At 58.3% G+C, this 25,186-nt stretch carries 28 protein-coding genes; 12 read left to right on the forward strand and 16 right to left on the reverse strand.

Annotation, left to right across the window (positions count from 1 at the left end; translation table 11 throughout):
- Window positions 1-157: 157 nt before the first annotated feature.
- From ACR0MS_RS05470 to ACR0MS_RS05480, 3 genes are read right to left on the reverse strand one after another with little or no spacing between them, the layout of a single operon-like run.
- Window positions 158-1,087, reverse strand: coding sequence for a glycosyltransferase family 2 protein (locus ACR0MS_RS05470; RefSeq protein WP_480570281.1), 930 nt, complete (start codon window positions 1,085-1,087; stop codon window positions 158-160).
- Window positions 1,084-1,842, reverse strand: coding sequence for a hypothetical protein (locus ACR0MS_RS05475; RefSeq protein ID WP_480570284.1), 759 nt, complete (start codon window positions 1,840-1,842; stop codon window positions 1,084-1,086). The genes ACR0MS_RS05470 and ACR0MS_RS05475 overlap by 4 nt, the downstream gene beginning before the upstream one ends.
- Window positions 1,843-1,872: 30 nt before the next feature.
- Window positions 1,873-3,477, reverse strand: coding sequence for a peptide chain release factor 3 (locus ACR0MS_RS05480; protein ID WP_480570287.1), 1,605 nt, complete (start codon window positions 3,475-3,477; stop codon window positions 1,873-1,875).
- A 109-nt stretch (window positions 3,478-3,586) separates the two neighbouring features.
- On the opposite strand from ACR0MS_RS05480, the gene ACR0MS_RS05485 reads away from it, so the two are divergent.
- From ACR0MS_RS05485 to ACR0MS_RS05520, 8 genes are all read left to right on the forward strand, one after another.
- Window positions 3,587-3,949 carry a SnoaL-like domain-containing protein gene (locus ACR0MS_RS05485; protein ID WP_480570290.1) on the forward strand — a complete coding sequence of 121 codons (363 nt, stop codon included), beginning with the start codon at window positions 3,587-3,589 and terminating at the stop codon, window positions 3,947-3,949.
- A 73-nt stretch (window positions 3,950-4,022) separates the two neighbouring features.
- Window positions 4,023-4,802, forward strand: coding sequence for an SDR family oxidoreductase (locus tag ACR0MS_RS05490; protein WP_480570879.1), 780 nt, complete (start codon window positions 4,023-4,025; stop codon window positions 4,800-4,802).
- Window positions 4,803-4,805: 3 nt separating this feature from the next.
- On the forward strand, window positions 4,806-5,918 hold the full coding sequence (locus ACR0MS_RS05495; RefSeq protein ID WP_480570293.1) for a hypothetical protein: 1,113 nt from the start codon (window positions 4,806-4,808) through the stop codon (window positions 5,916-5,918).
- 101 nt (window positions 5,919-6,019) lie between these two features.
- A complete protein-coding gene (locus ACR0MS_RS05500; RefSeq protein WP_480570296.1) occupies window positions 6,020-7,066 on the forward strand; it encodes a methyltransferase domain-containing protein in 1,047 nt (348 codons plus the stop codon).
- Between the two features lie 80 nt (window positions 7,067-7,146).
- On the forward strand, window positions 7,147-8,232 hold the full coding sequence (locus ACR0MS_RS05505) for an ABC transporter ATP-binding protein (RefSeq protein ID WP_480570299.1): 1,086 nt from the start codon (window positions 7,147-7,149) through the stop codon (window positions 8,230-8,232).
- Between the two features lie 121 nt (window positions 8,233-8,353).
- The gene (surE, locus tag ACR0MS_RS05510) at window positions 8,354-9,136 is read left to right on the forward strand and encodes a 5'/3'-nucleotidase SurE (protein ID WP_480570302.1); all 783 of its coding nucleotides are present in this window, start codon (window positions 8,354-8,356) and stop codon (window positions 9,134-9,136) included.
- The gene (locus ACR0MS_RS05515) at window positions 9,133-9,783 is read left to right on the forward strand and encodes a protein-L-isoaspartate(D-aspartate) O-methyltransferase (RefSeq protein ID WP_180886974.1); all 651 of its coding nucleotides are present in this window, start codon (window positions 9,133-9,135) and stop codon (window positions 9,781-9,783) included. The genes surE and ACR0MS_RS05515 overlap by 4 nt, the downstream gene beginning before the upstream one ends.
- A gap of 62 nt (window positions 9,784-9,845) precedes the next feature.
- Window positions 9,846-11,009, forward strand: a complete 1,164-nt coding sequence (locus ACR0MS_RS05520) for a peptidoglycan DD-metalloendopeptidase family protein (RefSeq protein WP_480570305.1) — start codon at window positions 9,846-9,848, stop codon at window positions 11,007-11,009.
- 63 nt (window positions 11,010-11,072) lie between these two features.
- Here the strand turns inward: ACR0MS_RS05520 and ACR0MS_RS05525 are convergent, their stop codons facing one another.
- Together ACR0MS_RS05525 and ACR0MS_RS05530 are read right to left on the reverse strand one after the other, a co-directional pair.
- Window positions 11,073-11,744, reverse strand: coding sequence for a helix-turn-helix transcriptional regulator (locus ACR0MS_RS05525; protein ID WP_480570308.1), 672 nt, complete (start codon window positions 11,742-11,744; stop codon window positions 11,073-11,075).
- Window positions 11,745-11,765: 21 nt separating this feature from the next.
- Window positions 11,766-12,071: a hypothetical protein gene (locus tag ACR0MS_RS05530; protein WP_480570311.1), complete on the reverse strand. Its 306-nt coding sequence runs from the start codon at window positions 12,069-12,071 to the stop codon at window positions 11,766-11,768.
- Window positions 12,072-12,290: 219 nt separating this feature from the next.
- Between ACR0MS_RS05530 and ACR0MS_RS05535 the strand changes: the two genes are divergently transcribed.
- The 4 genes from ACR0MS_RS05535 (at window position 12,291) to ACR0MS_RS05550 (ending at window position 14,807) form a co-directional block, all read left to right on the forward strand.
- On the forward strand, window positions 12,291-12,506 hold the full coding sequence (locus ACR0MS_RS05535) for a twin-arginine translocase TatA/TatE family subunit (RefSeq protein ID WP_039531114.1): 216 nt from the start codon (window positions 12,291-12,293) through the stop codon (window positions 12,504-12,506).
- Window positions 12,507-12,512: 6 nt separating this feature from the next.
- Complete coding sequence (tatB, locus tag ACR0MS_RS05540; protein ID WP_480570314.1) at window positions 12,513-12,971, forward strand: Sec-independent protein translocase protein TatB; 459 nt, start codon at window positions 12,513-12,515, stop codon at window positions 12,969-12,971.
- Window positions 12,968-13,846, forward strand: coding sequence for a twin-arginine translocase subunit TatC (tatC, locus tag ACR0MS_RS05545; RefSeq protein ID WP_480570317.1), 879 nt, complete (start codon window positions 12,968-12,970; stop codon window positions 13,844-13,846). Before tatB ends, tatC begins: the two co-directional genes overlap by 4 nt.
- Before the next feature lie 118 nt (window positions 13,847-13,964).
- Window positions 13,965-14,807, forward strand: coding sequence for an ATP-binding protein (locus ACR0MS_RS05550; RefSeq protein ID WP_480570319.1), 843 nt, complete (start codon window positions 13,965-13,967; stop codon window positions 14,805-14,807).
- A 63-nt stretch (window positions 14,808-14,870) separates the two neighbouring features.
- Here ACR0MS_RS05550 and ACR0MS_RS05555 read toward each other — a convergent pair whose 3' ends face one another.
- The 11 genes from ACR0MS_RS05555 to alr form a co-directional block, all read right to left on the reverse strand.
- On the reverse strand, window positions 14,871-15,515 hold the full coding sequence (locus ACR0MS_RS05555; RefSeq protein WP_480570322.1) for an SDR family NAD(P)-dependent oxidoreductase: 645 nt from the start codon (window positions 15,513-15,515) through the stop codon (window positions 14,871-14,873).
- Between the two features lie 42 nt (window positions 15,516-15,557).
- Window positions 15,558-15,806: a hypothetical protein gene (locus ACR0MS_RS05560; protein WP_480570325.1), complete on the reverse strand. Its 249-nt coding sequence runs from the start codon at window positions 15,804-15,806 to the stop codon at window positions 15,558-15,560.
- A 269-nt stretch (window positions 15,807-16,075) separates the two neighbouring features.
- Window positions 16,076-17,599 carry an amidophosphoribosyltransferase gene (gene purF / locus ACR0MS_RS05565; RefSeq protein ID WP_480570328.1) on the reverse strand — a complete coding sequence of 508 codons (1,524 nt, stop codon included), beginning with the start codon at window positions 17,597-17,599 and terminating at the stop codon, window positions 16,076-16,078.
- A 627-nt stretch (window positions 17,600-18,226) separates the two neighbouring features.
- Window positions 18,227-18,844 (reverse strand): CvpA family protein, encoded by a 618-nt coding sequence (locus ACR0MS_RS05570; protein WP_480570331.1) that lies wholly within the window; start codon window positions 18,842-18,844, stop codon window positions 18,227-18,229.
- Between the two features lie 41 nt (window positions 18,845-18,885).
- Window positions 18,886-20,250 (reverse strand): DNA repair protein RadA, encoded by a 1,365-nt coding sequence (gene radA, locus ACR0MS_RS05575; RefSeq protein ID WP_480570882.1) that lies wholly within the window; start codon window positions 20,248-20,250, stop codon window positions 18,886-18,888.
- Between the two features lie 120 nt (window positions 20,251-20,370).
- Window positions 20,371-20,973: a DNA repair protein gene (locus tag ACR0MS_RS05580; RefSeq protein WP_480570334.1), complete on the reverse strand. Its 603-nt coding sequence runs from the start codon at window positions 20,971-20,973 to the stop codon at window positions 20,371-20,373.
- A gap of 328 nt (window positions 20,974-21,301) precedes the next feature.
- Window positions 21,302-21,751 (reverse strand): paraquat-inducible protein A, encoded by a 450-nt coding sequence (locus ACR0MS_RS05585; protein WP_480570885.1) that lies wholly within the window; start codon window positions 21,749-21,751, stop codon window positions 21,302-21,304.
- 200 nt (window positions 21,752-21,951) lie between these two features.
- Window positions 21,952-22,398 carry a hypothetical protein gene (locus ACR0MS_RS05590; RefSeq protein ID WP_480570337.1) on the reverse strand — a complete coding sequence of 149 codons (447 nt, stop codon included), beginning with the start codon at window positions 22,396-22,398 and terminating at the stop codon, window positions 21,952-21,954.
- A 15-nt stretch (window positions 22,399-22,413) separates the two neighbouring features.
- The gene (locus ACR0MS_RS05595; RefSeq protein WP_480570340.1) at window positions 22,414-23,160 is read right to left on the reverse strand and encodes an ABC transporter ATP-binding protein; all 747 of its coding nucleotides are present in this window, start codon (window positions 23,158-23,160) and stop codon (window positions 22,414-22,416) included.
- Window positions 23,157-23,939, reverse strand: coding sequence for an MlaE family ABC transporter permease (locus ACR0MS_RS05600; RefSeq protein ID WP_480570343.1), 783 nt, complete (start codon window positions 23,937-23,939; stop codon window positions 23,157-23,159). The genes ACR0MS_RS05595 and ACR0MS_RS05600 overlap by 4 nt, the downstream gene beginning before the upstream one ends.
- Window positions 23,936-24,970, reverse strand: a complete 1,035-nt coding sequence (alr, locus tag ACR0MS_RS05605) for an alanine racemase (protein WP_480570346.1) — start codon at window positions 24,968-24,970, stop codon at window positions 23,936-23,938. Before alr ends, ACR0MS_RS05600 begins: the two co-directional genes overlap by 4 nt.
- Window positions 24,971-25,186: the final 216 nt, after the last annotated feature.

Raw genomic sequence — 25,186 nt, forward strand, 5'->3', positions numbered from 1 at the left:
TTGGCCCGCACGTCAAAGGAGTGCCGGGTCCGGGTGACCATACGCAGCAGCGCGCATTTCGGCTTGGGCGGGGACATAACAAAATCGTTGATCAGCGTCAAATGAAGACGAATTAACGTCACGGCGGACCGGGATAGTCTGGATTTCGTGCAACAATTCAGGCGCTTCCGGGGAAGTGTTTCGCAAGCTTTTCGTCCAGATTTAACGGGCGATGGCGGATCAGCCCTTGTTGTTCCAAACGCGCATAAACCTCGGGGTCGGTGCCGCTGATTTCATCGTAAAAGGCGCTCAGCGCGGCGTCTCCGCCCTCGGCCATAATCCAGGTCAGCAATTCGTTCATATTCAACCCGCCCTGTTCACGCGGCACATTCGGAGACATGCCGGACCTGTATGATCCGCGCTGCATCCGAAATTGGACATGAGACCGAAAGTGATCCCAGTCAGGCGCGTGGCGATGGCACAGGTCGGTGCCGGGCAACTCGGTTTTTACCGGGCGCAACTCGCCGTTCTGGAACAGGTTGTGAATGCGGAAATTGACCCGGGGCAGGCCGGTACGCACGAAAAGTTTGCCCTGAACGTGGCTCAGGAACCCACCCAGGACAAAAGCGCCGTAATTGGGATAAAGCATCTGCATGATCCCGTCGCGGCCCTGACCGGTTGGAACATAAGCTTTGTACTTGTCCTGCGTGCCCCCGACAGGTTCGATCGGTCGGACGCGCACCGCTGGGACGTCATCCGGGATCTCTGCCAACTGCTCGGCGATCGGGGTCTGGGGCCACAGGAATTCGTCCAGATCAATATGGGCCAGCCAGTCAACTTGTGCCTTTCGATAGGTAAAGCTGGCATTTGCGGTTTGTCGGACCTGATGCGTGTCGGGCCTTTCACGTTGCCTGTAGGCCCAGAACCTAGCGTCGCAGATGCGAACCTCGACCTTCGGATGGTGAAGTAGTGCGTTGAAAGCATCCGGGCAGGGCTCGTCCAGATACAGATAGATTTGATCGGCCCCCAGATCGAGGTGATAGGCCACAAATCGCAAAATGTCCTTCGCCGGTCCCCGGACGGTCGAGGCGACGCCCCAGGTCGTCATTGCCGCGCCCTTTGCCGCGCCGCGCGCATCTCTCGCATCAGTTTTAGGCGCCGGAATACAGTACCGGGGTCTGCGTTAAGCCTGTTCAGAAGATGATCGGCAAGCGGCGCAATGGTTGGGTCGGTCAAAGCTTTGGACCAGATCGGCGCGATTAGGTTGATATCCAGACCGCCGCTCTCCAGCGAGAAACCTTCCATCCCCATCGGCAAGGGGGCATTGACTTTCCGGCGCAGGCGAAAGGCGTCCGGCGGCGGGTGACCTGAAAAGAGGCGTTCAAATTCGTACAGTTTGACCAGACCGAACAACATGCGCAGGGCTTGCCCGACCTCACGCTGAGTTTGGGTCCTGCCGTGATCTGCGAATGTTTGCACAGAGGACACCAGCCACCGCAGGTCCAATATCTGCAACAGATGCGCCGATTGCTCGGCCCAGAGGCGCTGAAACAAGGTTGGGCATTGTGCCGGGAAATTTCGCTTGCGCAGGTTTGCGATCACCTGAGCGTTCAGGAATGCCAGTTCGGTTGAGCCTACGAATTCCTCCGCGATCCGTGCCCGTTTGCGGGCCCAAGACGTATTGTGCGCCGCCGGACCCAGCCGGGTCGCGTCCTCTGCAACGATTTGCACCGTCAAAGGTTCCAGAGCAACATCCGCAGGCGGCAGCGTTTCGGGGCCAAAGTCGAACGGGGCGCGGCGGCCCTCAAAACGGTCCAGCATACCCGCCAGACCGTCGGGATAGGTCAGGTCACCCTCGCTCATGCCCATAAGATTGCAGCGGAGTGTTTGCCATCAAACCATCATTTCCTTGGTTGCCGTCAGGTTCAGCGCGGGATAGTCCCGCACCACCCGGTCGATATCCCATTGCAGGCGCGTCAGATAAACGATGTCACCGTCATGGTCATGCGCGATGTGTTGCTTGTTGGCGTTGACGAATTTCTCAACCTCGGCCTTGTCGCCGCTGACCCAGCGAGCCGAGGTGAACTGAGACGCCTCAAACCTCACCGGCAGGCCATATTCCATCTCAATCCGGCTGGCGAGCACTTCGAATTGCAGCGCGCCGACAACGCCCACGATAAAGCCAGAACCGATCGAGGGTTTGAACACTTTGGCCGCGCCTTCCTCGGCAAACTGCATCAGGGCCTTTTCCAGATGCTTGGCCTTCATTGGATCACCCGGACGGACGGTTTGCAGCAGTTCCGGCGCGAAGGACGGGATGCCGGTCACGCGCAGCGCCTCACCTTCGGTCAGCGTGTCGCCGATGCGCAGCTGGCCATGGTTGGGGATGCCGATGATGTCGCCCGCCCACGCTTCCTCGGCCAGCTCCCGGTCGGAGGCTAGAAACAGCACGGGGTTCGAGATCGCCATGGGTTTTTTGGATCGCACATGGGTCAGCTTCATGCCGCGCTTGAAATGCCCCGAGGCCATCCGCACAAACGCCACCCGGTCGCGGTGCTTGGGGTCCATATTGGCCTGCACCTTGAAAACAAATCCGGCGACCTTCTTTTCATCCGGCGCGATCTGACGCGGTTCGGCCGATTGCACCTGCGGCTGCGGGCCGTAAGCGCCGATACCCTCCATCAGTTCTTTGACGCCAAACGAGTTGATGGCTGATCCGAACCATATCGGGGTCATGTGCCCCTCTAGCACCGCCTGCGGGTCGAGCGCGGGCAGCAATTCGCGCGCCATCTCAACCTCTTCCAGCAGTTTCTCAAGCAGGTGCTCGGGAACATGTTCGGCCAGTTTGGGGTCGTCCAGACCGTCGATCTGAATGCTCTCGGCCACTTTGTTACGGTCGGCGCGGTCCATCAGTTCCAGCCGGTCGCGCAGCATATCGTAGCAGCCGATGAAATCGCGCCCCACGCCAATCGGCCACGCGGCAGGCGTGACGTCGATGGCCAGCATTTCCTGAATCTCGTCGATGATCTCGAACGTATCGCGGCTTTCGCGGTCCATCTTGTTACAGAAGGTCAGGATCGGCAGATCGCGCAGGCGGCAGACCTCGAACAGTTTCTGCGTCTGGCTTTCCACACCTTTTGCGCCGTCGATCACCATGACGGCAGCGTCCACGGCGGTCAGCGTACGATAGGTATCTTCCGAGAAATCGCTGTGGCCGGGTGTGTCCACCAGATTGAACCGGAAATTGTCGTAATCAAACGACATCGCCGAGGCGGAAACCGAAATACCACGATCCTTTTCCATCTGCATGAAGTCCGAGCGCGTGCGCCGCGCCTCACCCTTGGCGCGCACCTGACCGGCCATCTGGATCGCGCCGCCATAAAGCAGGAACTTTTCCGTCAGCGTCGTCTTGCCCGCGTCGGGGTGCGAGATGATCGCAAAGGTCCGGCGACGGGCGATCTCGGGCGGAAGGGAGGGTTGGTTCGAGGTATCAAGCATAATCGCGCGTATAGGCGGGTAATCCTGCCGAGGCAAGACAAAGGGGGTGGTTCGAATCGTACAGTTATGGCAATAAGAACATATAGTGAACAAATAGTGGAGTGGATCAATGAATTTGAAAGAGATTGCCGACGAGTTGGTTGCTGGCTGCCGTGAGGACCGCGCAAAGGAAAATCTGGAAAAGCTCTATGCCGAGGACGCCGTCTCGGTCGAGGCGCAGGATTTCATGGATATGGGGCGCGAAACCCAAGGCCGGGATGCGATCCGTGGCAAGCACGAATGGTGGGAAGGCGCGCACGAGGTCTCGGGCGCTTCAGTCAGTGATCCCTTTCCGCATGGCGAGGATCGTTTTGCCGTGATTTTTTCAGTGCAGGGCAAGGTGAAAGAAACCGGTGAAACCTTTGATATGCAAGAGGTTGGCGTCTATCACGTGGCGAACGGAAAAATTGTTCGGGAAGAGTTCTTTTACTGATTTTGCTTGATTTCTGGTCTTCCTTGTCTGGCCGGTGCTAGACATGCGGATAACAACAGATGGGGAGGGTCAGATGGATCTGGGTATCAAAGGAAAACGCGCGCTGGTCTGTGCCAGCAGCAAGGGATTGGGCTTGGGCTGTGCCGAAGCTTTGGCGGCGGCGGGCGTCGATCTGGTGATGAACGCGCGCGGGTCTGAGGCGTTGGAGTTTGAAGCCGCGCGGTTGCGCTCGGACCATGGCGTGGACGTTCAGACGGTGGCGTGCGATGTCACTTCGCCTGACGGTCAGGAGCAGGTCATTAATGCCGCACAGGGTATTGATATCCTTGTGACAAACGCGGGTGGTCCCCCTCCGGGCATGTGGTCTGATTGGGAGCGTGAGGATTTCATCAAAGCGCTGGACGCCAACATGCTGACACCGATTGCGTTCATGAAAGCCTTGCTGCCGGGGATGATGGACAAGGGCTGGGGGCGTGTGGTCAATATCACCTCGCAATCCGTGCGTTCACCGATTGCGGTGCTGGGTCTATCGAATGCGGCGCGGACCGGGCTGACGGGCTATGTGGCCGGAACCTCGCGTCAAGTGGCCCCGCACGGAGTGACGATCAACAACCTGCTGCCGGGTATTCACGCCACCGACCGCGCGGATTCGCTGGATGGGGCGGTCTCACTACAGAAAAACATCTCGATCGAGGACGCGCGGGCCGAACGCGCGGCGACCATTCCGGCCAGACGCTATGGCACTCGTCAGGAATTCGGAGCTGCTTGCGCGTTCCTGTGTTCACAACATGCGGGCTTTATCGTGGGGCAGAACATCCTGCTGGACGGTGGATCGACCAATCTGACGATGTGAGGCATGGCGCAGAATTTCTCTCTGAAAGATCAGTTGTTTAATGCGGAAAAGTCACGCTATCTGGCGGGGCTTTTTGCTGCGGCGGACGCTGACTTCGATGCGAAAGCGTTCGAGGCGCAGGTTATGTCCCGCCTGCCTGAACTTGAGTTGAAGGAGCGTATGGCGTGGATTGCCACGTGCCTGCAACAGGCCGTTCCCGGTGATCTGCCGCAAATCGCGCCGACGTTGTTGGAGGCCTTGCCACCCCCGTTAGACCCGACCAAGACAGATGATGACTTCGGGGACTTCATCTTTGCGCCTTTGGGCGATTGGGTTGTGGACGTAGGGTTGGACCATCCCGATCTGGCGCTGGACGTGATCGAAGAGCTGACGCAGAGGTTTTCAATGGAATGGGCCATTCGCCCATTCCTGAACCGCCATCCTGACAAGGTCATGGCGCGCATGGAAGTTTGGTGCGATCACGACAGCTATCACGTACGGAGACTGGTTAGCGAAGGAACACGGCCGAGGCTTCCTTGGGGGCAGGCGATTGGGCTGGACCTGTCTGATCCGCTGCTATTGCTTGATCGCTTGCATGCGGACAAGACCCGTTACGTGACACGTTCGGTTGCCAACCATCTGAATGATATCACAAAAAAAGAACCGGAGCTGGTTCTGAGCCGTTTGCAGCGCTGGTCGCGGGACGTGCAGCAGGATGCCGTGGAATTGCGGTGGATGACAACGCATACTTTGCGCGGCCTGGTCAAGTCTGGCCACCCTGAGGCCATGAAGATGCTGGGTTTCGACCCCGAGGCCGTGATTTCGACAAACGTCTCTGTTCTCGGCGAGGCAAGGATCGGCGGGGCGCTGGAGTTTGAGGTGGTTTTGAATGGTGACGGAGGCCAGCCAGTGCTGGTGGATTATATCGTTCATTTCCAACGACCTGGTGGAAGAACCTCAGCCAAGGTGCACAAGCTCAAACAATCGGTATTACGCGAAGGAGTGTTGCGTCTGACCAAGAGACACAAGCTCAAGGGTGATGCGACAACCTTCAAGCTGGTTCCCGGTGCGCACCGGTTGGAGATTCAGGTAAATGGCCGCGTGCGCGCAGGCGTCGATTTTGACCTGCTGGGCTGAGGCGGGAAACTCACAGTTCTGTTAGAAGTCGGAGGCTTGGATTGCACCTGAGACCGCTCTGAACTAGCTGAAGTCAAACGCGAAGCAAAGGGAAGCTCAGGATGAAGCATGAGTCGGTGCAAAACTACTATGGCGAAGTCTTGCAAGGCAGTTCGGACCTGCAGACCAACGCATGTTGCACACCTGATGACATGCCGGATCACGTAAAGAAAATTCTTTCGCAAATTCATGACGATGTGCTGACACGTTACTATGGATGCGGGTTGATTGCGCCGCTTGATCTTGAGGGGATGAGCATCCTCGATCTGGGCTGCGGGGCTGGGCGCGACGTCTACGCTCTGTCCGCGATGGTCGGCGAAAAAGGCCGCGTGGTTGGTGTGGACATGACGCCCGAGCAACTGGACGTTGCTCGCGCGCATCAGGAATTCCACGCGCAGGCGTTCGGCCATGGCGCGTCGAATGTTGAATTCCACCACGGATATATCGAAAATCTGGACGAACTGGATCTTGAGCCCGGCTCGTTCGACATCATCGTTTCGAACTGCGTGATCAATCTGGCCACGGACAAAGAGGCGGTTTTACGCGGGGCGCACCGTTTGCTGAAAGAAGGCGGCGAGATGTATTTCTCGGACGTCTACGCCGACCGACGCGTGCCCCAAGCCATGGCCGAGGACGAGGTTTTGTATGGCGAATGCCTGTCTGGGGCGCTGTATTGGAATGATTTCCTGTCGATTTCGCGCAAGGCTGGCTTTGGCGATCCGCGCCGGGTGACCCACCGGCCGCTGACCATTGAAAACCCGGTTCTGGAGGAGCGCGTTGCGCCGTTGAAGTTCCTGTCGGCAACGTATCGTCTGTTCAAGCTGCCGAGGCTGGAGCCAGCCTGTGAGGATTACGGGCAGGCGGTGATTTACAAGGGGACCATCCCTCACGCTCCGCATCTGTTTGAGCTGGACGACCACCATGCGATTGAAACCGGCAAGGTCTTTCCGGTGTGCGGCAATACGTGGATGATGTTGAAAAACACGCGATTTGCCCGGCATTTCGACTTTATCGGCGATTTCTCGACCCATTACGGCATTTTCGAAGGGTGTGGCGGCGAAAGCCCGTTTGAAGCCGCCGGGGAAGCTCCGTCAGGTGGGTGTTGCTGATCCCTTGCGCCTGAGGGACGGGGTTGCTATCCCCGCCCAAGTCCGATGGAATTGATCGGGAAAGGCAACGGGGTCCATCGGTGACAATAGACGCAACTCCTCCACGTCTGGAAATTCGCAATCTGGTCGCGCGTTACGAGGGGCGGGTTGTTGTTGATGACGTTTCACTGACGGTGCAGGCCGGGCAGGTGACCTGTCTGCTGGGGCCGTCGGGTTGCGGAAAGTCGACGACGCTGCGGATGATCGCCGGGGTCGACATGCAGGAATCCGGTGAGATTTACGTCGACGGCAAACTGATCTGCGACACCGTGTTTCGCGTGCCTCCGGAACGGCGCGAGATCGGGTTGATGTTTCAGGATTTTGCCCTGTTCCCCCATCTCAGCGTGGCGGATAACGTCGCTTTTGGTCTGAAAGGACGCAGGGACGAAAAACGCGCCCGTGTCGAAGAACTGCTGCGCAAAGTCGACATGATGCGGTTCATCGACAGTTTTCCGCATCACCTGTCAGGGGGTGAGCAGCAGAGGGTTGCACTGGCTCGTGCTTTGGCTCCGCGCCCGCGTATCATGTTGATGGACGAACCGTTCTCGGGGCTGGACAATCGGCTGCGTGATGGCATCCGGGATGAAACGCTTGCGATCCTCAAGCAGGAAGATGCGGCCGTGGTTCTGGTGACCCATGAACCCGAAGAGGCCATGCGCATGGCCGACGAAATTGCATTGATGCGGCGGGGCAAGATCGTTCAGCAGGGTGCACCCTACAACGTCTATACGCGTCCGGCTGATAAGGCAGCCGTGGCCTTTTTCAGCGATCTCAATGTTTTAAGGTCGCAAGTGAATGGGGCGTTGGCGGACACACCGTTTGGTCAGTTCCTGGCACCGGGCTTTGCCGATGGCACGAATGTCGAGATCGTTTTTCGCCCTCAGCACGTTCGGCTGGACTTTGATCGCAACGGTAAAGGGCCGCTTCCGACGGCGACGGATGGTGTCGCGGCCCGAGGCGTGGTCGAGCGTTCGCGGTTTCTGGGGAACGAAAGCCTTGTTGAGTTTCGCATGGATCACGACGGCTCGATCCTGAAAGCGACGGTGCCCAACGTCTTTGTGCCCCAGCCGGGACGCGTTATGTGGCTGACGGTGCGCCGGGACCGGTGTTTCGTTTTCCCCGAGTGAGCCTGTAACCACAGATTAGGGCCAAGTGGTGCGCGAAAGCCGCAGATTGCGTGTGCGGGTCGCTTGCCGCCGCGCAGGGGCGGGTCTATCAAGGAAAAAAACGCAGGGACGGATGGGGCATATGCGTATTCTTCTGACCAACGATGATGGAATCAACGCTCCGGGGCTGATCGCGCTCGAGGCGATCGCCGCAGAACTTGCAGGCCCAGATGGTGAGGTTTGGGTCGTAGCACCAGCGTTCGAACAATCCGGCGTTGGCCACTGCATCAGCTATACGCACCCGATGATGATGGCTCAGTTGGGTGAACGTCGGTTTGCGGCCGAAGGGTCACCCGCCGATTGCGTGTTGGCCGGTCTGCACGACGTAATGAAGGATGCACCGCCGGACCTGGTGTTGTCGGGTGTGAACCGTGGCAATAACTCTGCCGAAAACACGCTTTACTCAGGCACCGTGGGCGGGGCGATGGAAGCCGCCTTGCAAGGTATCCCCGCGATCGCGTTGTCGCAGTATTTTGGCCCACGTAACCTTGGGCTGGACGATCCCTTCGAGACAGCGACCCGGTACGGCGCTGACCTCGTGCGGAAAATTCTGGATGCTACCCCGGCGGATCAGGGTGATTACCGTTTGTTTTATAACGTGAATTTCCCTCCGGTTCCTGCGGATGAAGTGCTGGGCACTCGGATCGCACCGCAAGGGTTCCGCCGGGATACACATTTCTCGGTCGAACCGCACAGCTCTCCGTCGGGGCGGCGATTCTTGTGGATCAAGGGGGGCTATCAGCACAATCCAACCGCGCCCGGAACGGACGCAGCCGTAAACCTGGCCGGGTATATTTCGGTTACGCCGATGCGAGCGGATCTGACGGCACATGACACGCTTGAGGCATTGAAGTCGATCGAATGAGCGGACCAAGCGCAGAAACCATCATGCAATTTCTGTTCGCCTTGCGCTCGCGCGGGGTGACGGACGCACGCGTTCTGGCCGCAATGGAGCAGATTGATCGCGGAAAGTTTGTCAAAGGTCTGTTTTCTGAGCGCGCCTACGAAGACACGCCGTTGCCGATTGCCTGTGGGCAAACAATAAGCCAGCCGTCGGTCGTTGGGCTGATGACGCAGGCGCTGGACGTGCGGCCGCGCGATACCGTTTTGGAGATCGGCACGGGGTCCGGATATCAGGCTGCCGTCCTGTCCAAGCTGGCGCGCCGGGTTTATACAGTCGAGCGCCACAAGCGGCTGGTCCGTGAAACCGGAGAGCTGTTCCGTGACATGGGGCTGACCAATGTGACAGCGATGCTGTCGGATGGATCCTTTGGTCTGCCGGAGCAGGCACCGTTCGACCGCATCATTGTGACGGCGGCGGCGGAGGACCCTCCCGGGCCGCTCTTGGCGCAGCTCAAAATCGGCGGTATCATGGTTTTACCGGTGGGGCAGTCGGATGCGGTTCAGACGTTGATCCGTGTGCGGCGAACCGAGACCGGCCTGGACTATGATGAATTGTTGCCCGTTCGTTTCGTACCCCTGCTAGAGGGGCTGGGAAAAGAAGGGGCGTAAAGGAATACTTTGCAGATGCACCGGAACCCCGGCCAACAGGGGCAGGTGATGAGGACAGCAAAATGAGAGCAGTTTCCAAGTCAGCGATACGACGCTGCGCAACCGGAGCCGCAGCTCTGGCATTTTTGGCGGGGTGTGAAGGTCCGCTCGATTATGATCTGCGCGGGCAGGTCGGCGGGTTTTCGACAACCGACGCCGCGCAATCCGCGACGACAAGCCGACCGGCACCGGATGCACGCGGCGTGATCACCTATCCGACTTATCAGGTGGCCATAGCGCGCCGTGGTGACACGGTGAGGGACGTGGCCGCGCGGGTCGGGTTGCCTGAGGGCGAACTTGCCACTTTTAACGGCCTCAAGCCGACCGACGCCCTGCGTGATGGCGAGGTTGTTGCCCTGCCGCGGGCAGTTGGTGCCGCAAGCACAGTGGATATCGCCACGATCGCCGGAACAGCGATTGATGACGCGCCGACGGATGGGTCCGTACAAACGTCGACGCTGGAGCCTGCGCAACCTGCCGCAGCACCTGCTCCGGCCCCAGCGCCTGCGGGACCGGAACCGATCCGGCACAAGGTGAAACGGGGCGAAACAGCCTTTACGATCTCACGGCTTTATGACGTTCCGGTGGACGCCCTTGCCGATTGGAATGGTTTGGATTCAGACTTTACTGTGCGTGAAGGGCAGTTCCTGCTGATCCCGATCAAAAGCCAGCCAGCGCCGCAACAGACAAGCCAACCGGCAACCAATGTGACGCAGCCGGGGCAGGGGTCGCCGACGCCCACTCCGCCAAGCGCGACGCAACCTTTGCCGGAAGAAGTGATTGCGCCAGCAAAACCTGCGCCTGATGTTACGGCTGAAGCCCCAACCAACCAGAGCAACTCCTTGTTGGGTCTGCCCGTCACGGGGACGATTATCCGTACCTATAACAAGGGAAAGAACGAGGGCATTGATATCGCGGCGGCACCGGGAACTGCGGTGAAAGCCGCCGAAGCCGGTACGGTGGCCGCGATCACCGCAGACGCTGATCAGGTGCCGATCATCGTTGTGAAGCACAAGAACGACTTGCTAACCGTTTATGCCAATGTCGAAAACATCGCGGTGAAAAAGGGCGATCGCGTGCGCCGGGGCGAAAAGATTGCTGCATTGCGCGGCGGCGACAATGCTTATGTCCATTTCGAGGTTCGGAAAGGATTCGAGGCCGTCGATCCGGAACCCTACTTGAACTAAAGGGAATGGCCCTGATCGGGCCATACCTCCGGTGGGGATATTTTTAGCCAGATGAAGCGCGGATCACGCTTCGGGGTCGAAGTCGCTTAGTCTTTTGCCGGGCTCGTCGGCAAAGATTTCTGGCAAGGGGTGCACGGATTCGATCAGGTCTACGCGGAAGACACGGAAGCCTGCGCGCAATTCGCACCATGCCGTCAGGGTCCAGACGCGGCCCCAGTATTCCATATGCAGGGGGCGGATCGTGCGTTCTGTCAACACGCCGTCGATGCGGCGGTAGGACAGGAGGAGCTTTTGGCGCGACTTGATGGCGGATCGGATTGGCGCCATATGCGCCAGCCCGCGCGCGGCATCGGCAAAGGGATAAACGGCGAATTTCCAGGCGTCGGCCTCGGCCACGACCTGTGTCGGTAGCACCGCGTCGATCTTGTCGGCGAGAGTTTCGGCGGCGGCTTTCAGATCCGGGTCGGCGGCTGCGGCCACGATCGCCATGCCGAGGTTCAGCGCCTCAAGCTCGGCTGGGGTCAGGTTCAGGGGGGGCAGGGTGATTTGTTCGCGCACCATGTAGCCTACGCCGCGCTCCCCCTCGACCGGGACGCCCGAGGCGACGAGAGTATCCATGTCGCGGTAGATCGTGCGAACCGACACCTCAAGCCGGTCCGCAATGTCCTGCGCGCGGTGCAGTTTACCGTCGCGCAGAATCTGGATGATGTCGAACAGGCGGTCAGTGCGGCGCATGACACACCGTTTCGACCGCGATCAGGCGGTCATGTTCCATAGCACATTCTCATGGCGCATCTGGATGCTTTCCGGATTGATCGCAGCCATCAGATCCGCGCAAAAGTCCTGCTGCGGGAATTGCGCGGCGGCGTCTTTGGCCGCTTTCATATCCGTCCAGACCACATAGTCGGTCCAGCGGCCATCTTCGCCCTGGCTTAAGTGTCGATGGGTGAAGCCGGGAGCAGACCGGACAAAGCCTTCGGAGGCCTGGCTGAGTTTTACAAACTCTTCCGGCGTGGTGCCATTGGCGAGGCTGAAGGTGACGATTTCTGCAACATGGGTCATTTGAGTCTCCGTTGACCAGGTTTCGATGGTCTGTACCTAGCTGCTATCAACTGACATAAACCTGTCAGTTGAGAATTGCGAGTCTCAAAAAAACGCGTATGGCGATCAAATTTACTGCCCAAATAGCAAGGCCTCACTTTTGCAATCGGGGATCCGGGCGTAGACACGAGCTCAGATCACATTCCCGGCGCGATGCGTCGATGTACAAGGAGATATGACATGCTCAACAATATCGGTCTTCCCGGTCTTCTACTGATCGCTGTCGTGGTGCTGGTTCTGTTTGGCCGCGGCAAGATCAGCTCACTCATGGGTGAAGTGGGCAAGGGTATCACTTCGTTCAAAAAGGGCGTCAAAGAAGGCGCGGACGAGTTGGAGCAGGACGCGTCCGAACTGGCCAAGGACGTCACGCCCGAGACAGACAAAGACAAGGCATAAGACCAGATGTTTGATCTGGGCTGGACCGAGCTTCTGGTCATTGGCGTCGTGGCCCTGATCGTTGTGGGGCCAAAGGACCTGCCTGTGCTGTTCCGCAATGTCGGCCGCTGGGTCGGCAAAGCACGTGGTATGGCGCGTGAATTCAGCAGCGCGATGAACGAGGCCGCGGATCAGGCCGGTGTCAATGAAATCAAAAAGGGGCTGAACGCGGCGACCAATCCGGTTGGCACGGCCATGGACGGTGTGAAAGAAGCCGCGCAGGAAATGGCCAAGAGCATGGATCCGACCAAGTTCGACCCCGACAGCGAAACCGGCAAACTGGCCGCTGAACGGGCTGAGCAAGCGAAAAAGATTCAAGCCTCGACCGCGCGTGCTGCTGCTGAACGCAAGGCCAAGGAAGCCGCTGAAGCTTTGGCTAAAGCGGAAGAAGCCGAAGCCGCGCTGAATACCGAAAGCAAGACATGACCAAGACCGACGAGATCGAGGACAGCTCGGCCCCATTGATCGAGCATCTGGCGGAACTGCGCACGCGGCTTATTCACTGCGTCGTGGCGTTTCTGATCGGGATGATCATCTGTTTTACGGTGGCCACGCCGCTTTTTAACTTTCTGACGCGCCCGTTATGTGACGTTCTTGCTGAACGCGGGCAGGATTGCGGGCTGATCTTCATCTCGCCGCAGGAAGGGTTCTTTGTGGCCATCAAGGTCTCGCTCTTGGGCGGGTTCATTCTGGCGTTCCCCTATATCGGGATGCAGATGTGGCGGTTCGTGGCTCCGGGATTGTATAAATCGGAAAAGAACGCGTTCCTGCCGTTCATGCTGGCCTCGCCCTTCATGTTCCTTCTGGGTGCCAGTTTTGCCTTTTATGTGGTCACACCGCTGGCCTATGACTTCTTCTTGGGCTTCCAGCAGTTCGGGGCCGAAGGGGAGGCCGTGACCGAAGGGGCAACCGCCGCCCCGCTGAGCGTGGTCTTCCAGGGCTCGGCGCAGGAATATCTGAACCTGACGATCAAGTTCATCGTGGCCTTTGGTCTGTGCTTCCAACTACCGGTTCTGTTGACCTTGATGGGTAAGGCAGGGCTGGTGACGGCCGAAGGTCTGGGATCGGTCCGCAAATACGCCGTGGTTGCCATTCTGGTGCTGGCGGCGCTGGTGACACCGCCGGACGTGATCACGCAGGTCATCTTGTTTGTGGTGGTCTACGGGCTTTACGAGATATCAATCTTTCTTGTCGCCCGCGTCGAGAAAAAGCGCGAAGAGCAACTGCGCGCCGATGGCTACTACGATGACGAAGAAGAAGAGGCGGATGCTGAGATCATTCGCGAAGAAGACGGTAAATAACCGCTCTTTGAACTGAAAATAAGGCGCGCTACCGGGTGGCGCGCCTTTTTCTTTTCTGGACCTTGTTGCGCAAGCCGGAACATGGTTTGAAACCGCGACGACAAGACCGGAGGCCCCGATGGACGACCAAGCCCTGAACCGCATCGCTAACGCTCTGGAGCGGATGGCCCCCGCACCCCTAGCTGCGCCGGATTTCAGCGCAGCTCCGGCTTTTGTCTGGCACGTTGAACCCGACCGGCTTGAGCCGGTGACCAAGGTCAACCGGGTTGATCTGGACCTGCTTGTTGGGATCAACCGGTCCCGCGACACGCTACTGGACAACACCCGGCGCTTTGCGGCGGGTTTCAAAGCCAACAACGCACTTCTGTGGGGCGCGCGGGGGATGGGGAAGTCCAGCCTCGTCAAGGCCGTCCACGGTACCTTGCAATCCGACCACCCCAACCTGAAATTGGTGGAACTCCAGCGCGAGGATATGGGCTCGGTCGCGCGCCTGTTGAACCATCTGCGGGCCGCGCCACACCGGTTTATCCTGTTCTGCGACGATCTCTCGTTTAGCCACGATGACCAGCACTACAAATCGCTCAAGGCGGTGCTGGATGGCGGCATCGAAGGCCGCCCGGAAAATGTGGTGTTCTACGCCACTTCAAACCGCCGCCACTTGATGCCGCGGGACATGATTGAAAACGAACGCTCCAGCGCCATCAACCCGTCCGAGGCGGTCGAGGAAAAGGTCTCACTGTCGGATCGCTTCGGGCTGTGGCTGGGGTTCCACCCCTGTGATCAGGACGAATACCTTGCGATGATCGACCGCTATTGCGCCGCCTATGGCGTCACTGTCGACGCCGAAACCCTGCGCGCCGAGGCGATCGAATGGCAAGCCACGCGCGGCGCGCGCTCGGGCCGGGTCGCGTGGCAGTTCTTTGTCGATCTGGCCGGGCGCACCGGTACCCATATAGGCTGATCCGCCTGCTTCATCTGGCCAAAAATATCCCTGCCAGAGGCATGGCCCGCAAGGGCCATTCCCTTACAACAGCGCCAATATCCGCGCGGCTTCGTCTGCTGTGGGTGTCAGTGCGTCGCGATCCTCTCCGGGATGGAACCTGGCGCGAACGGCTGTTGGCATGGGCGCGGGCTCAACGATGGAAACGCGCGGTCCGGTGCGTTCGGTTTCGGCTGCCCAACTGCGCGCCAGCGCGATCTGTGCCGCTTTGGTCGCACCATAAATGCCATAGAATTTCTGACCTGCCTTTGGGTCATCGAAAAACACGGCATGCCCCGTTTCACCCAGCAAAGGCGCCACATATGGGATCAGAACGGAGGTTGCCGTTGCGTTGATGCTTGCGGCCTTCGTCCACTCTTTGGGATCGACAAAATGAACTGGCGTCAATGCTGAGGTGTGGATAGCGGTGTGTATCCACAAATCTACCTTGCCCCAGCGGTCATGGATGCTGCGGCACAGGGTGGCCATCGCGTTTGGATCGGCAATATCCATCGGGGCCAGCGTCGCTGATCCGCCTTTGGCCTGAATGCGGTCGTCCAGCTCCTCCAACCCGCCGGTTGTGCGGGCGACGGCAACGATGTGATACTCGGGCGCCAGCGCCTCGGCCAAGGCCGCTCCCAAGCCGCGCGATGCCCCGGTGATAAGGGCGATTTTGGTCTGATCGGTCATGGATGCGGTTTGGACCCCTGCGCGCAAAGCGTCAAGACAGGATTAGCTGCCGGGGATGGCGATCCGCTTGGTTTGGCCGCTTTGTCGCAGCATTACACCCTCGTCGTCTATGGCGACGACGGTGCCCGAGGCGATGCGGCTGCCGGGCTTGACCTCTTTCACGCGGCCCGATGACAAGCGCATCAACGCCCGCATGTCCGCTTTAGAGCCAAAAATCCCCAGCAGGGAAACAGAGTTCTTTTTCAACGCGCCCTTCTGCGTGGCAGCGCTTTTGACGGTGGCGTTTGACATGAATTGCGGCCGGGATGCATGACCCCAACCCCTTGTGTTGAGTGGTTGGTGACACGGGGGCTATCAAACGCGCGACCGGAACAAAAGATGTGGTTGGCAGACCGTTCCGTCACAATATTTGACGACCCGGCGAACCCATTGCGAACGCGCTTCCTTCGCCAGAGGGTTGTGCGCGGAAATCGACCAATCCGTCTGCGGAAAGACATAAAAAATGGCCCGATCGCCTATGCAATGCGGGCCATTTTCAAAACTGATTCGCGATGTAGCTCTTAGCCAGAGGCCAGCTTTGCCGCGTTCCAAGACCCGCCGGGCACCTGCATGTCCTCGCGCTTTTTGCTGACCCGAGTGCTGTTTTCCAGCGTGTCCAAATAGTCTTCGCTGACGCTGCCGGTGATGTATTTCCCGTCAAAGCACGAACAGTCAAAGGCTTCGATCTCGGGGTTGCCTTCCTTGGCCGCCCAAATCAGGTCGTCGAGATGCTGATAGAACAGGGCGTCTGCACCCAATTCCTGCCGAATTTCCTCGATCTCTTTCCCGTTTGCGATCAACTCATGCTTGGTGGGCATGTCGATGCCATAGACGTTGGGGTATTTCACCGGAGGCGAGGCGCTGGCGATATAGACCTTCTTCGCACCGGCCTCACGGCACATCTGGACGATCTTCTTGATCGTATTGCCACGCACGATCGAGTCGTCGATAAGCAGCACGTTATGCCCATCGAATTCCAGCGGAACCGCATTCAGCTTGCGGCGCACTGATTTCTGGCGTTCTTCCTGACCGGGCATGATGAAGGTACGCCCGACATACCGGTTCTTCACCAAACCTTCGCGGTACGGAATGCCAGTGATCTTGGCAGCCTCAAGTGCGACGGGGCGGGCGCTGTCGGGAACCGGGATGATCCGGTCAATCTCGAGCCCTGAATCCTGAATCTGTTTGGCCAGAGTCTGCCCCATGCGCATCTGGGTTTTGTAGACGGATACGCCGTCCAGCAGCGAATCCGGACGCGCAAGGTAAACGTATTCAAAGATACATGGCGTCAGCTTGCCTTCGACGGCCTGGAATTCGTGTTTATTGCCGTCAAGGTCGATCAGGATCGCTTCACCCGGACGCAGGTCACGCAATTTGCTGAAGCCGTTGATCCCAAAAGCTACATCTTCTGAGGCAAAAGCATAGTCATCCCCATTGCCGCCGGTCTCACGGACCGCAACGGACAGGGGGCGGATGCCATGCGGGTCACGAAACGCCAACATGCCGACACCCGCGATCAGGCAAATGACGGAATACGCGCCCTGAACACGCTCCATCGTCATCTTCACGCCGGCAAAGATGTTGCGGATCGGATCGGCATTGCCGTTGACCTTGATCGCATCGGCCACTTTGTCGGCCAATACATTCAGCAAAATTTCGGAATCCGATGTCGTGCGCAGGTGGCGGCTGTACTTGCCTGTTACCTTTTCGCGCTGCTGCGCCGTGTTTGTGATGTTGCCGTTGTGAACCAGATAGATGCCATAGGGGGCGTTCACGAAGAATGGCTGCGCCTCGGACGCGCTGAGCGACCCGGCCGTGGGATAGCGCACATGGCCAATGCCGACCTTGCCCAACAGCGTTTCCGCATCCTTGGCGTTGAACACGTCCTTGACCAAGCCATTGGCCTTTTTCTCGCGGAAGAACTCTCCGGTATATGTGACGATCCCCGAGGCGTCCTGACCCCGGTGCTGCAACATCAGCAGCCCGTCATAGATTTCCGCAAACACATCATGCGTTCTGCTTGCGATCCCCAAAATCCCACACATGTACGGGCTCCAATTTCTATGACGTTTTGACGTGCGACGCGGTTTGGAACGGGCGCATGGGGGCATCTATGCTTTGTGCTGCCCGTCTAAATTTGGGGGCAGACGCGCCTGCGTCACGAAGGGTTGGCGCGAAGATAGACAGATACAGCAAGATCGGTGGCTCCGATTCCATGTCAGTTCGGCTCTCACATAATGCCTTACGGTGCCGGTGTCATCAAAGGATCACAATTGCGATTTGACGCAGGTGGATTTTGCCACAATGCGCATAAAAAGGTGACATGCGGTGCGGCTTGTGCTGTCAATTCAGCAAGAATGATTGTCTGATAAAGAAAATTTTCGAGCAGGAATTTGAAACATGTGGCAGCACAAACAAGGTCAAAAGAAGGATGAGCCGTCCAAGCGTCGGTGCCATCGCTGCCGCGGAATGGGACGTGCCCCGTGCCCAATCTGTAATGGGGCGGGTGAGGTCGTCAAAAGCCGCGATGTTTTTGGAAAACCCATCTACAGCAACTGTACCGGCTGTTTCGGTCTGAAAAACATCCGCTGCACCGTGTGTGCGGGCGAAGGCTTCACCTGAGATTTGACCCTTCGGTCAAAGAAAAGCCCGGTCTGAGCCGGGCTTTCTTGTTATTCAGTTGTTGCTGGTGCCGTTGACTCTTCGGTCGGGGTCGTGCCTTCGACGGGTGCTGACCCTTCCGTGCAGCTTGCGACCAGCTCTTCATATTGCTGGGTGACCCAACCCAAGGCAGCCTCGGGGTTTTGCTCTTCGATCTTGTCACCGAATTGTTCGAACACCTTGGCCGAACGGCTTTCATCCACGATGGTATAGGATTGCCCGGTCATGACCGTGTCGTAGACGAAGAACGCGATGGCAACCAACAAGATGCCGCGCGCGATGCCGAAAAAGAACCCAAGCGCCTGATCCAGACCCCCCAACGCCGAGCGTTGTACGACCGAGGAAAACAGGGGCGCGAAAATGCTGACAACGATCAAGGCGACCGCAAAAACCGCTGCAAAACCGGTTATGACCGACAATTCGCAACTGTCGCGCAGGAAATCACCGACGACGGGAATCTCTTTGATCAGTGGCACGGCTTGGGGTGCGAAAATGAAGGCAAGAACAGCGGCCGCGACCCAACCCGCAATCGCCAAAATCTCTCTCAAAAGGCCGCGGGAATAGGCCAAAAGGCCCGACACCACGACGATCAGGGCAACCACCCCGTCAATAATTGTAAAACCTTCCATGGCCCTCGCCTGTATTTTTTTCAGCCTCTCAAGGCGTTACCTTAACCTGCTCCGAAGGTTTCGCCAACAAACCCCACCAAATCAGAGGGTCGGGTGAGTGTCAGACCTGCCACAGTACCCGTTTTGCCACCTGCCGGAGCTATGGCTGATGTGAAACCAAGTTTCTGGGCTTCTTTCAACCTATTTTCGGTTTGAGGGGCCGGTCTAAGTGCCCCGGATAACGAGATTTCTCCGAAGACGACTGTGTCTGCAGGCAGGGCAGAGTCCTCGCGCGCACTGAGCAATGCGGCGGCAACTGCAAGGTCGGCTGCGGGTTCGCTGACTTTCAGGCCACCGGCCACGTTGAGGTAAACGTCAAGCCCGGTGAAGGGCACACCGCACCGTGCCTCAAGCACTGCCAGGATCATGGCCAGTCGCCCACTGTCCCAACCCACGACCGTGCGGCGCGGCTGAGAATGTGGGGAAGGTGCGACAAGTGCCTGTAATTCAACCAAAACAGGACGCGTGCCTTCGATCCCCGCAAACACTGCCGAACCGGGGCTGGGCGTGCCACGTTCGGACAGGAACAGGGCTGAGGGGTTCGTGACCTGAGCCAGACCTTTGCCTGTCATCTCGAAAACGCCGATCTCGTCGGCAGGGCCAAAACGGTTTTTGACCGCGCGCAGGATACGGAACTGATGACCGCGTTCGCCCTCAAAATACAGCACTGTATCGACCATATGCTCGACGACCCGCGGACCTGCGATCTGGCCCTCTTTCGTCACATGGCCGACCATGATGATCGAAATACCGTGTCGTTTCGCAAACGTGGTCAATTCATGCGCTGCGGCCCTTACTTGTGACACCGAACCGGGGGCGCTGTCGACATTGTCGGCCCACATGGTCTGAATCGAGTCGATAATGGCAAGGCCGGGCTTTTCAGCCTCGAGCGTGGTCAGGATGTTGCGCAGGTTGGTTTCTGCCGCCAGTTGTACCGGCGCGTCTTCAAGCCCCAAACGGCGTGCGCGCATCCGCACTTGTGCGCTGGCTTCTTCGCCGGACACGTAGATGGTCTTCACTCCGGCGCGCGAAAAACGGGCAGCAGCCTGAAGCAGCAGAGTGGACTTGCCGATACCGGGGTCACCGCCCACTAGCAAGGCTGAGGCCGGAACAAGGCCACCACCCAGAACACGGTCCAGTTCTTCGACCCCGCACAGCGTGCGGGGCGGGGGTGTTTCCTCGGTCGACAGGTCCGTGAGTGCGATGGGCTGGCCACGTTTGCCGCCAAGGGATTTTTTTGCAGGGCCAGCCGAAAGGGGGACATCCTGCGCAATCGTGTTCCATTCGCCGCAACTGTCGCACCGCCCCGACCAGCGGGAATGGGTGGCACCACAGGCCGAACAGGAAAAAGAAGTCGTCTTCGCCATGCCGCCCTTGGTGCCCGAGGACGGTCGGTTCTTCAAGCCCTGATGGGCTTTCCTCTCCGACGGGGGCGGGCTGCGTCCTCAGACCCGCTGGGTCATCGTCCGCAGCAGGCGCTGACGCGCCTATTCCGCCGCGCGAGGTGGTGACATTGCAATAACGCTGGATTCCGAAGCTTCGCGATCTTCTGGCGGCGTCCGCAATTGGGCTGACAGCTCTGGCAGAAGCTCGAACAACTCATCGCGCAGTCGAGCGAGCTGAGACTTGGCGATGGATTCCTCGATCTCGATATCACGTGTCCACTGACGCAGTTCCTGCTGGATGGTCTGGGCGTCGCCGATCCGCTGCTGGAATTGCTCAATCTCTTCCTGACGCTGCTGCAGGAACATGCGCGCGCGGGAAACCTTGGCGTCGCCGTAGGTTTCAGCCAGTTCGTGACTGATCTGGCTCATTTGGGCGGCCAGCTCCAGGATTTCTGGCTCCAGCGATTGCAAGTCGGGATGGTGGCGTAGAAACGCCATCCGTTCCTTGACCGCATCGAATTCCGAGGACAGCAGAAAGGTATCCCCACGGTCAGCCGCGTGTGCCAACTGGTACGCGTAAGAGATGTCCTGCATGTTCAGCGAAAACTTCCGATGGGCGTTTTCCAGCGCCATCATGCGGGCATTTGCCGGCAAATAGAACGCCAGCATGAGAATCAGTGCGGTCAGTCCAATCTGTATGAACATACCCGCATCAACATAAGTCCCCGTCCCGAAAGCGGCTTGCATGGACAACCATGGCAGCACGCCGAACGCAGAGAGTATAGTCGTTGAAACAGAGAATAGCGCCGCGGCGCAAATCAGCAAAAAAGTAAGTCTTAAAAACGCATTCTGAAATTGCAAAGTCATATTATGGAGGGCGGTCATGACAGACGAACTCCTTCTCAAACCGGTACAAACCAGGCCAGAGCGGGACACAACTAACACACGCAGATTGATCCGCTGCGGACCTGAAACTACTAATTGTTGCTGCTCGAAATATTAAGATGATACCCAGATGAGGGTTTTCAATCAATTAGTTCTGAGGTTTTCGTGAATTGGATGTCATTTCCGTAATGTATCCCAACGCGATCGAGGCCAGAATGCAGGCTGTAAACAGGTACAATCCCCATGCGGTTTCGATAGTGGCGTAGGAGATGCCCTTGGCCAGCGTTATGTACAGCGCGATCAGAAAGATGTCAGCCATCGCCAGTTTCCCCATGATATTGAGCGCGGGTTGAACGCGGGCGTCCAGCAGGTCCCACTGCACCAGAGCCGTTCCAATTGTCTTGATAAAAGGCGCGAAGAGGGCAAAGACGGTGACGATCAGCGCCAGGAAGATATCGGATTTCCACAGGGATTGCAGGCCGGTGATGACGCTGATTTCCGACAGGCCGAAAATGGGCAGCAGACCGGCGCGCATCAGTGGGGCAAACCATGCGATGGGGTAGAGGATCAGCAGCGAGAGGGTGGCAATCTTTAGGATTCAATTTTCTCCAGATTTATCTTCAATTTGCCTTGGTGGGGCCGGAAGACCAAGAGGTTCGTCTGTCTCACCTTCTGCGATGGTGAAGATCTTCTTGAAGAGGTCGACCACGGGGTTAAGATTTCTTGCGGTTTGCCCGGCTACGGCGGTTACTTCTGTTACTCCGGCCAACATCACGTCAAGGTCGCTAATCTTTTTGTTTATCTCAGATTGTAGTTTTCAAGCCGATTCAAAAGTCTGCGTTTGTGCTTTTCTTCGAAAGCGTCTGAAGAGCGTATTTTTTGCCGAGCTTCATTTATGTGCTCTTCGATTTCTTCTACTTGTTCCTTTGACAACCGGACCAGATGGTTCTCATGCTCGATCGCAACGCTAGTTGCCCCTTTCCGAAGCCTAAAACTTAGTTCCATTCTTTGGATTTGGTTCAAAACCACATTGCAGGCTCTTTCCAAATCCTCAGCGTAAGAGGGGTCCACAGTTTGGACCGGTTGCCCACATAACTTGCCCAGTTGAACAATCTGTCTGTAATACTCGAATAGGTCTCCAGCGATCGATTGTGCGTACTCGTATCCGTTTGAGGGTGACAAGTCGCCTCCGTTAAGCGTTTTGACCTCTTCGATGGCATTCTCTAGTTGCTCAAACGGATCCATTTTTTCTCCTTAATATCATCGCACCGACTCAATCGGCCCCTCGGCACTCCCACTAATAAACTGCTCCACGTAAGGATCGCCGGACGCATCCATCTGCCCAACCGGACCAGTCCACTGGATGACGCCTCCGTGCAGCATGGCGACGTTGTCGGCGATCGCGCGGACGGAACTCATGTCGTGGGTGATGGTCATGGCGGTGGCGCCCATCTCGGTCACGATTTCGCGGATCAGGTCGTTGATGACGCCGGACATGATCGGGTCCAGCCCGGTGGTGGGCTCGTCAAAGAAAATGATCTCGGGCTCGGCGGCGATCGCGCGGGCAAGGCCCACACGTTTCTGCATCCCGCCCGACAGTTCAGACGGGAACCGGTCGGCCACGTCGGATTTCAGACCAACCCGGCGCAGTTTCTCAATCGCAATCTCGCGCGCATATTCCGGGGGGCGTTTTAACGGGCCACGCAGCAGGCGAAAGGCCACGTTTTGCCAGACGGGGAGCGAGTCGAACAAGGCCGCACCTTGAAACAGCATCCCGAACCGCGCCAGAAACGCATCCCGGTCGCCTTTGGTGGCGTCTTTGCCGTCAACATAGATCATGCCGCTGTCGGGTTTGATCAGGCCAAGAATGCATTTCAGCGCAACGGACTTGCCGGTGCCGGACCCGCCGATGATGACCATCGAGGTGCCCTTGGGAATATCAAGGCTCGTGCCGCGCAGAACCTGATTGGAGCCAAAGGCCTTGTGTACATTTTCCATCCTGATCATACCGAGAAGAACACCCCTGTCAGAATGAAGTTTGCGGCCAGAATCATGATTGCAGCAGATTCGACCGAGGATTTGGTCGCCCGACCGACGCCTTGTGCGCCGCGTCCCGAATTCATGCCGTAGTAGCAGCCCATGATCGCCGCGATCAGGCCAAAAGCCGCCCCTTTGACCAGCGACGAGACAATGTCGCGTGTTTCAAGGAAATTGATCGTGTTCTGCAGATAGGTCGCGGCGTTGAAGCCCAGATTCTCGGTCGCGACGACGTACCCTCCGGCGATGCCGATGATATCCCCGATGCCCACCAGCAGGGGCACGGTTATCAACGCGGCCAGAACGCGGGGTGCGGTCAGGTATTTCATCGGGTGGGTCGACAGTGTCACCAATGCGTCGATCTGTTCGGTCACCTTCATGGTGGCAATCTCAGCCGCGATGGACGAGGTCACGCGGGCGGCGATCATCAGACCGACCAAAACCGGGCCAAGCTCGCGCACCATGCCAATGGCAACGATCTGGGGCACCACGGCCTCGGCGTTGAAGCGCGCGCCGCCTGCATAGATTTGCAGCGCCAGCGCACCGCCGGTGAAGATGGCGGTCAGCCCGACAACGGGCAGAGACAGCCACCCGATATTCATCAGTGCTACGGCAAATTCGCGCGGGTAATAAGGTGGCCGGAATATGTGCGAGATCGCATCCGCAGCAAACAAAGCCACCTTGCCGAAGGTCGCAAGCAGAGTCAGCACTGCGCGACCAAGACCGCCCAGCAAGTCCAGCGCGCTCATTCCACGTAGCCCCGGGAATATCGCGCGCCCAGCGATGTGAGAATTTCATATCCGATGGTGCCGGCAGCCTCGGCCAGATCATCGACGGTCTGGTGACCATTCAGGATGCGCAAACGCTCGGGGTCTTTGGGCAAATCGGTGACATCGACAGTAATCAGGTCCATCGAAATACGTCCTACGACGGGGCAGGGCTGACCACCAGAAAAGGCGTCGATGCCGCCGCCGATTGCCCTGTGCAGCCCATCTGCATAGCCTGCGGCGACGGTTGCAATGCGCGACGGGCGCCGGGCCGTCCAACTGTTGCCATAGCCAACCGTTTCACCAACGGCCAGTTGGCGGACCTGAATGACCGGCAAATCTACGGTCACCACGGGTTTCGCGTCAGCGAAGGGCAACCCGCCGTAGAGACCGATACCCGGACGGCAAAAGTCGAAGTGGAATTCAGGACCAAGCAGCGTTCCCCCAGTGGCCGCCAGCGAGCGCGGCGCGGAGATTCCATCGGTCATCTCGCGGAAGGTGCGCAATTGCTGCTGGTTCATGGGATGGTCAGGCTCGTCCGAGCACGCAAGATGCGACATGACAACAAGCGGTTTCAGCGGCTCGATCCTGGGGCGCAGTTCCGCCCAGTCCGCCGGTTCAAGCCCCAGACGGTTCATGCCGCTGTCCAGTTGAACACCGAACGCCTGATCGGGCAAGGCTGCGACGTGGCGCTGGAACTGTTCGGGCGAGTTGATCAAGGGTGTCAGGTCATGGTCGCGCAACAGGTCGGTGTCGCCTTCCATATGGCCCGAGAACACGCCGATCATTGGAACGGGTCCGACGGCCTGCCGGACAGCGGCCCCTTCTTCCGCTGCCGCCACAAAGAACTTGCGCACGCCTTCCTCGGCCAGCGTTGCCGAAACGGGCTCGGCCCCAAGGCCATAAGCGTCGGCCTTGACCACGGCGCCGGTCTCGACATTGGTTTTCGCGTCGAGCGCCTGCCAGTTGCTGGCCAGCGCATGAAGGTTGATCGTCAAACGTGCGGTACTCATGGCTCTGTTCATGACATTGGATCGCGGCAGGTCAAGGGGGTACGCGCCGATTATTGCCTTGATTGAACGGAAGGTGGGCGGCATGCGGCCTGTATTTTGAAACGGGCGCGCCAATTTGCCGGTTTGGTTTTCATTTTTATGGGTGCGCTATTGTGTTTAACCTGTGATCAACAGCGGTCTGCCCGGGAGAATCGTTCACTTGGGTCGCGGCCACGA

Source organism: Ruegeria sp. CJ2, from assembly GCF_056536745.1.

Excerpts from the sequence above, each read along its gene's own strand:
- purF (WP_480570328.1), bottom strand. The coding sequence starts at position 17,599 with ATGTGTGGGATTTTGGGGATCGCAAGCAGAACGCATGATGTGTTTGCG.
- radA (WP_480570882.1), bottom strand. The coding sequence starts at position 20,250 with ATGGCGAAGACGACTTCTTTTTCCTGTTCGGCCTGTGGTGCCACCCAT.
- ACR0MS_RS05490 (WP_480570879.1), top strand. The coding sequence starts at position 4,023 with ATGGATCTGGGTATCAAAGGAAAACGCGCGCTGGTCTGTGCCAGCAGC.
- ACR0MS_RS05535 (WP_039531114.1), top strand. The coding sequence starts at position 12,291 with ATGCTCAACAATATCGGTCTTCCCGGTCTTCTACTGATCGCTGTCGTG.
- tatC (WP_480570317.1), top strand. The coding sequence starts at position 12,968 with ATGACCAAGACCGACGAGATCGAGGACAGCTCGGCCCCATTGATCGAG.
- ACR0MS_RS05555 (WP_480570322.1), bottom strand. The coding sequence starts at position 15,515 with ATGACCGATCAGACCAAAATCGCCCTTATCACCGGGGCATCGCGCGGC.
- ACR0MS_RS05470 (WP_480570281.1), bottom strand. The coding sequence starts at position 1,087 with ATGACGACCTGGGGCGTCGCCTCGACCGTCCGGGGACCGGCGAAGGAC.
- ACR0MS_RS05595 (WP_480570340.1), bottom strand. The coding sequence starts at position 23,160 with ATGATCAGGATGGAAAATGTACACAAGGCCTTTGGCTCCAATCAGGTT.
- ACR0MS_RS05480 (WP_480570287.1), bottom strand. The coding sequence starts at position 3,477 with ATGCTTGATACCTCGAACCAACCCTCCCTTCCGCCCGAGATCGCCCGT.
- tatB (WP_480570314.1), top strand. The coding sequence starts at position 12,513 with ATGTTTGATCTGGGCTGGACCGAGCTTCTGGTCATTGGCGTCGTGGCC.
- ACR0MS_RS05525 (WP_480570308.1), bottom strand. The coding sequence starts at position 11,744 with ATGCGCCGCACTGACCGCCTGTTCGACATCATCCAGATTCTGCGCGAC.
- ACR0MS_RS05600 (WP_480570343.1), bottom strand. The coding sequence starts at position 23,939 with ATGAGCGCGCTGGACTTGCTGGGCGGTCTTGGTCGCGCAGTGCTGACT.
- ACR0MS_RS05530 (WP_480570311.1), bottom strand. The coding sequence starts at position 12,071 with ATGACCCATGTTGCAGAAATCGTCACCTTCAGCCTCGCCAATGGCACC.
- ACR0MS_RS05550 (WP_480570319.1), top strand. The coding sequence starts at position 13,965 with ATGGACGACCAAGCCCTGAACCGCATCGCTAACGCTCTGGAGCGGATG.
- ACR0MS_RS05515 (WP_180886974.1), top strand. The coding sequence starts at position 9,133 with ATGAGCGGACCAAGCGCAGAAACCATCATGCAATTTCTGTTCGCCTTG.
- ACR0MS_RS05590 (WP_480570337.1), bottom strand. The coding sequence starts at position 22,398 with ATGGATCCGTTTGAGCAACTAGAGAATGCCATCGAAGAGGTCAAAACG.
- ACR0MS_RS05520 (WP_480570305.1), top strand. The coding sequence starts at position 9,846 with ATGAGAGCAGTTTCCAAGTCAGCGATACGACGCTGCGCAACCGGAGCC.
- ACR0MS_RS05495 (WP_480570293.1), top strand. The coding sequence starts at position 4,806 with ATGGCGCAGAATTTCTCTCTGAAAGATCAGTTGTTTAATGCGGAAAAG.
- ACR0MS_RS05500 (WP_480570296.1), top strand. The coding sequence starts at position 6,020 with ATGAAGCATGAGTCGGTGCAAAACTACTATGGCGAAGTCTTGCAAGGC.
- surE (WP_480570302.1), top strand. The coding sequence starts at position 8,354 with ATGCGTATTCTTCTGACCAACGATGATGGAATCAACGCTCCGGGGCTG.
- ACR0MS_RS05570 (WP_480570331.1), bottom strand. The coding sequence starts at position 18,844 with ATGGAAGGTTTTACAATTATTGACGGGGTGGTTGCCCTGATCGTCGTG.
- ACR0MS_RS05475 (WP_480570284.1), bottom strand. The coding sequence starts at position 1,842 with ATGAGCGAGGGTGACCTGACCTATCCCGACGGTCTGGCGGGTATGCTG.
- ACR0MS_RS05560 (WP_480570325.1), bottom strand. The coding sequence starts at position 15,806 with ATGTCAAACGCCACCGTCAAAAGCGCTGCCACGCAGAAGGGCGCGTTG.
- ACR0MS_RS05485 (WP_480570290.1), top strand. The coding sequence starts at position 3,587 with ATGAATTTGAAAGAGATTGCCGACGAGTTGGTTGCTGGCTGCCGTGAG.
- ACR0MS_RS05580 (WP_480570334.1), bottom strand. The coding sequence starts at position 20,973 with ATGTTCATACAGATTGGACTGACCGCACTGATTCTCATGCTGGCGTTC.
- alr (WP_480570346.1), bottom strand. The coding sequence starts at position 24,970 with ATGAGTACCGCACGTTTGACGATCAACCTTCATGCGCTGGCCAGCAAC.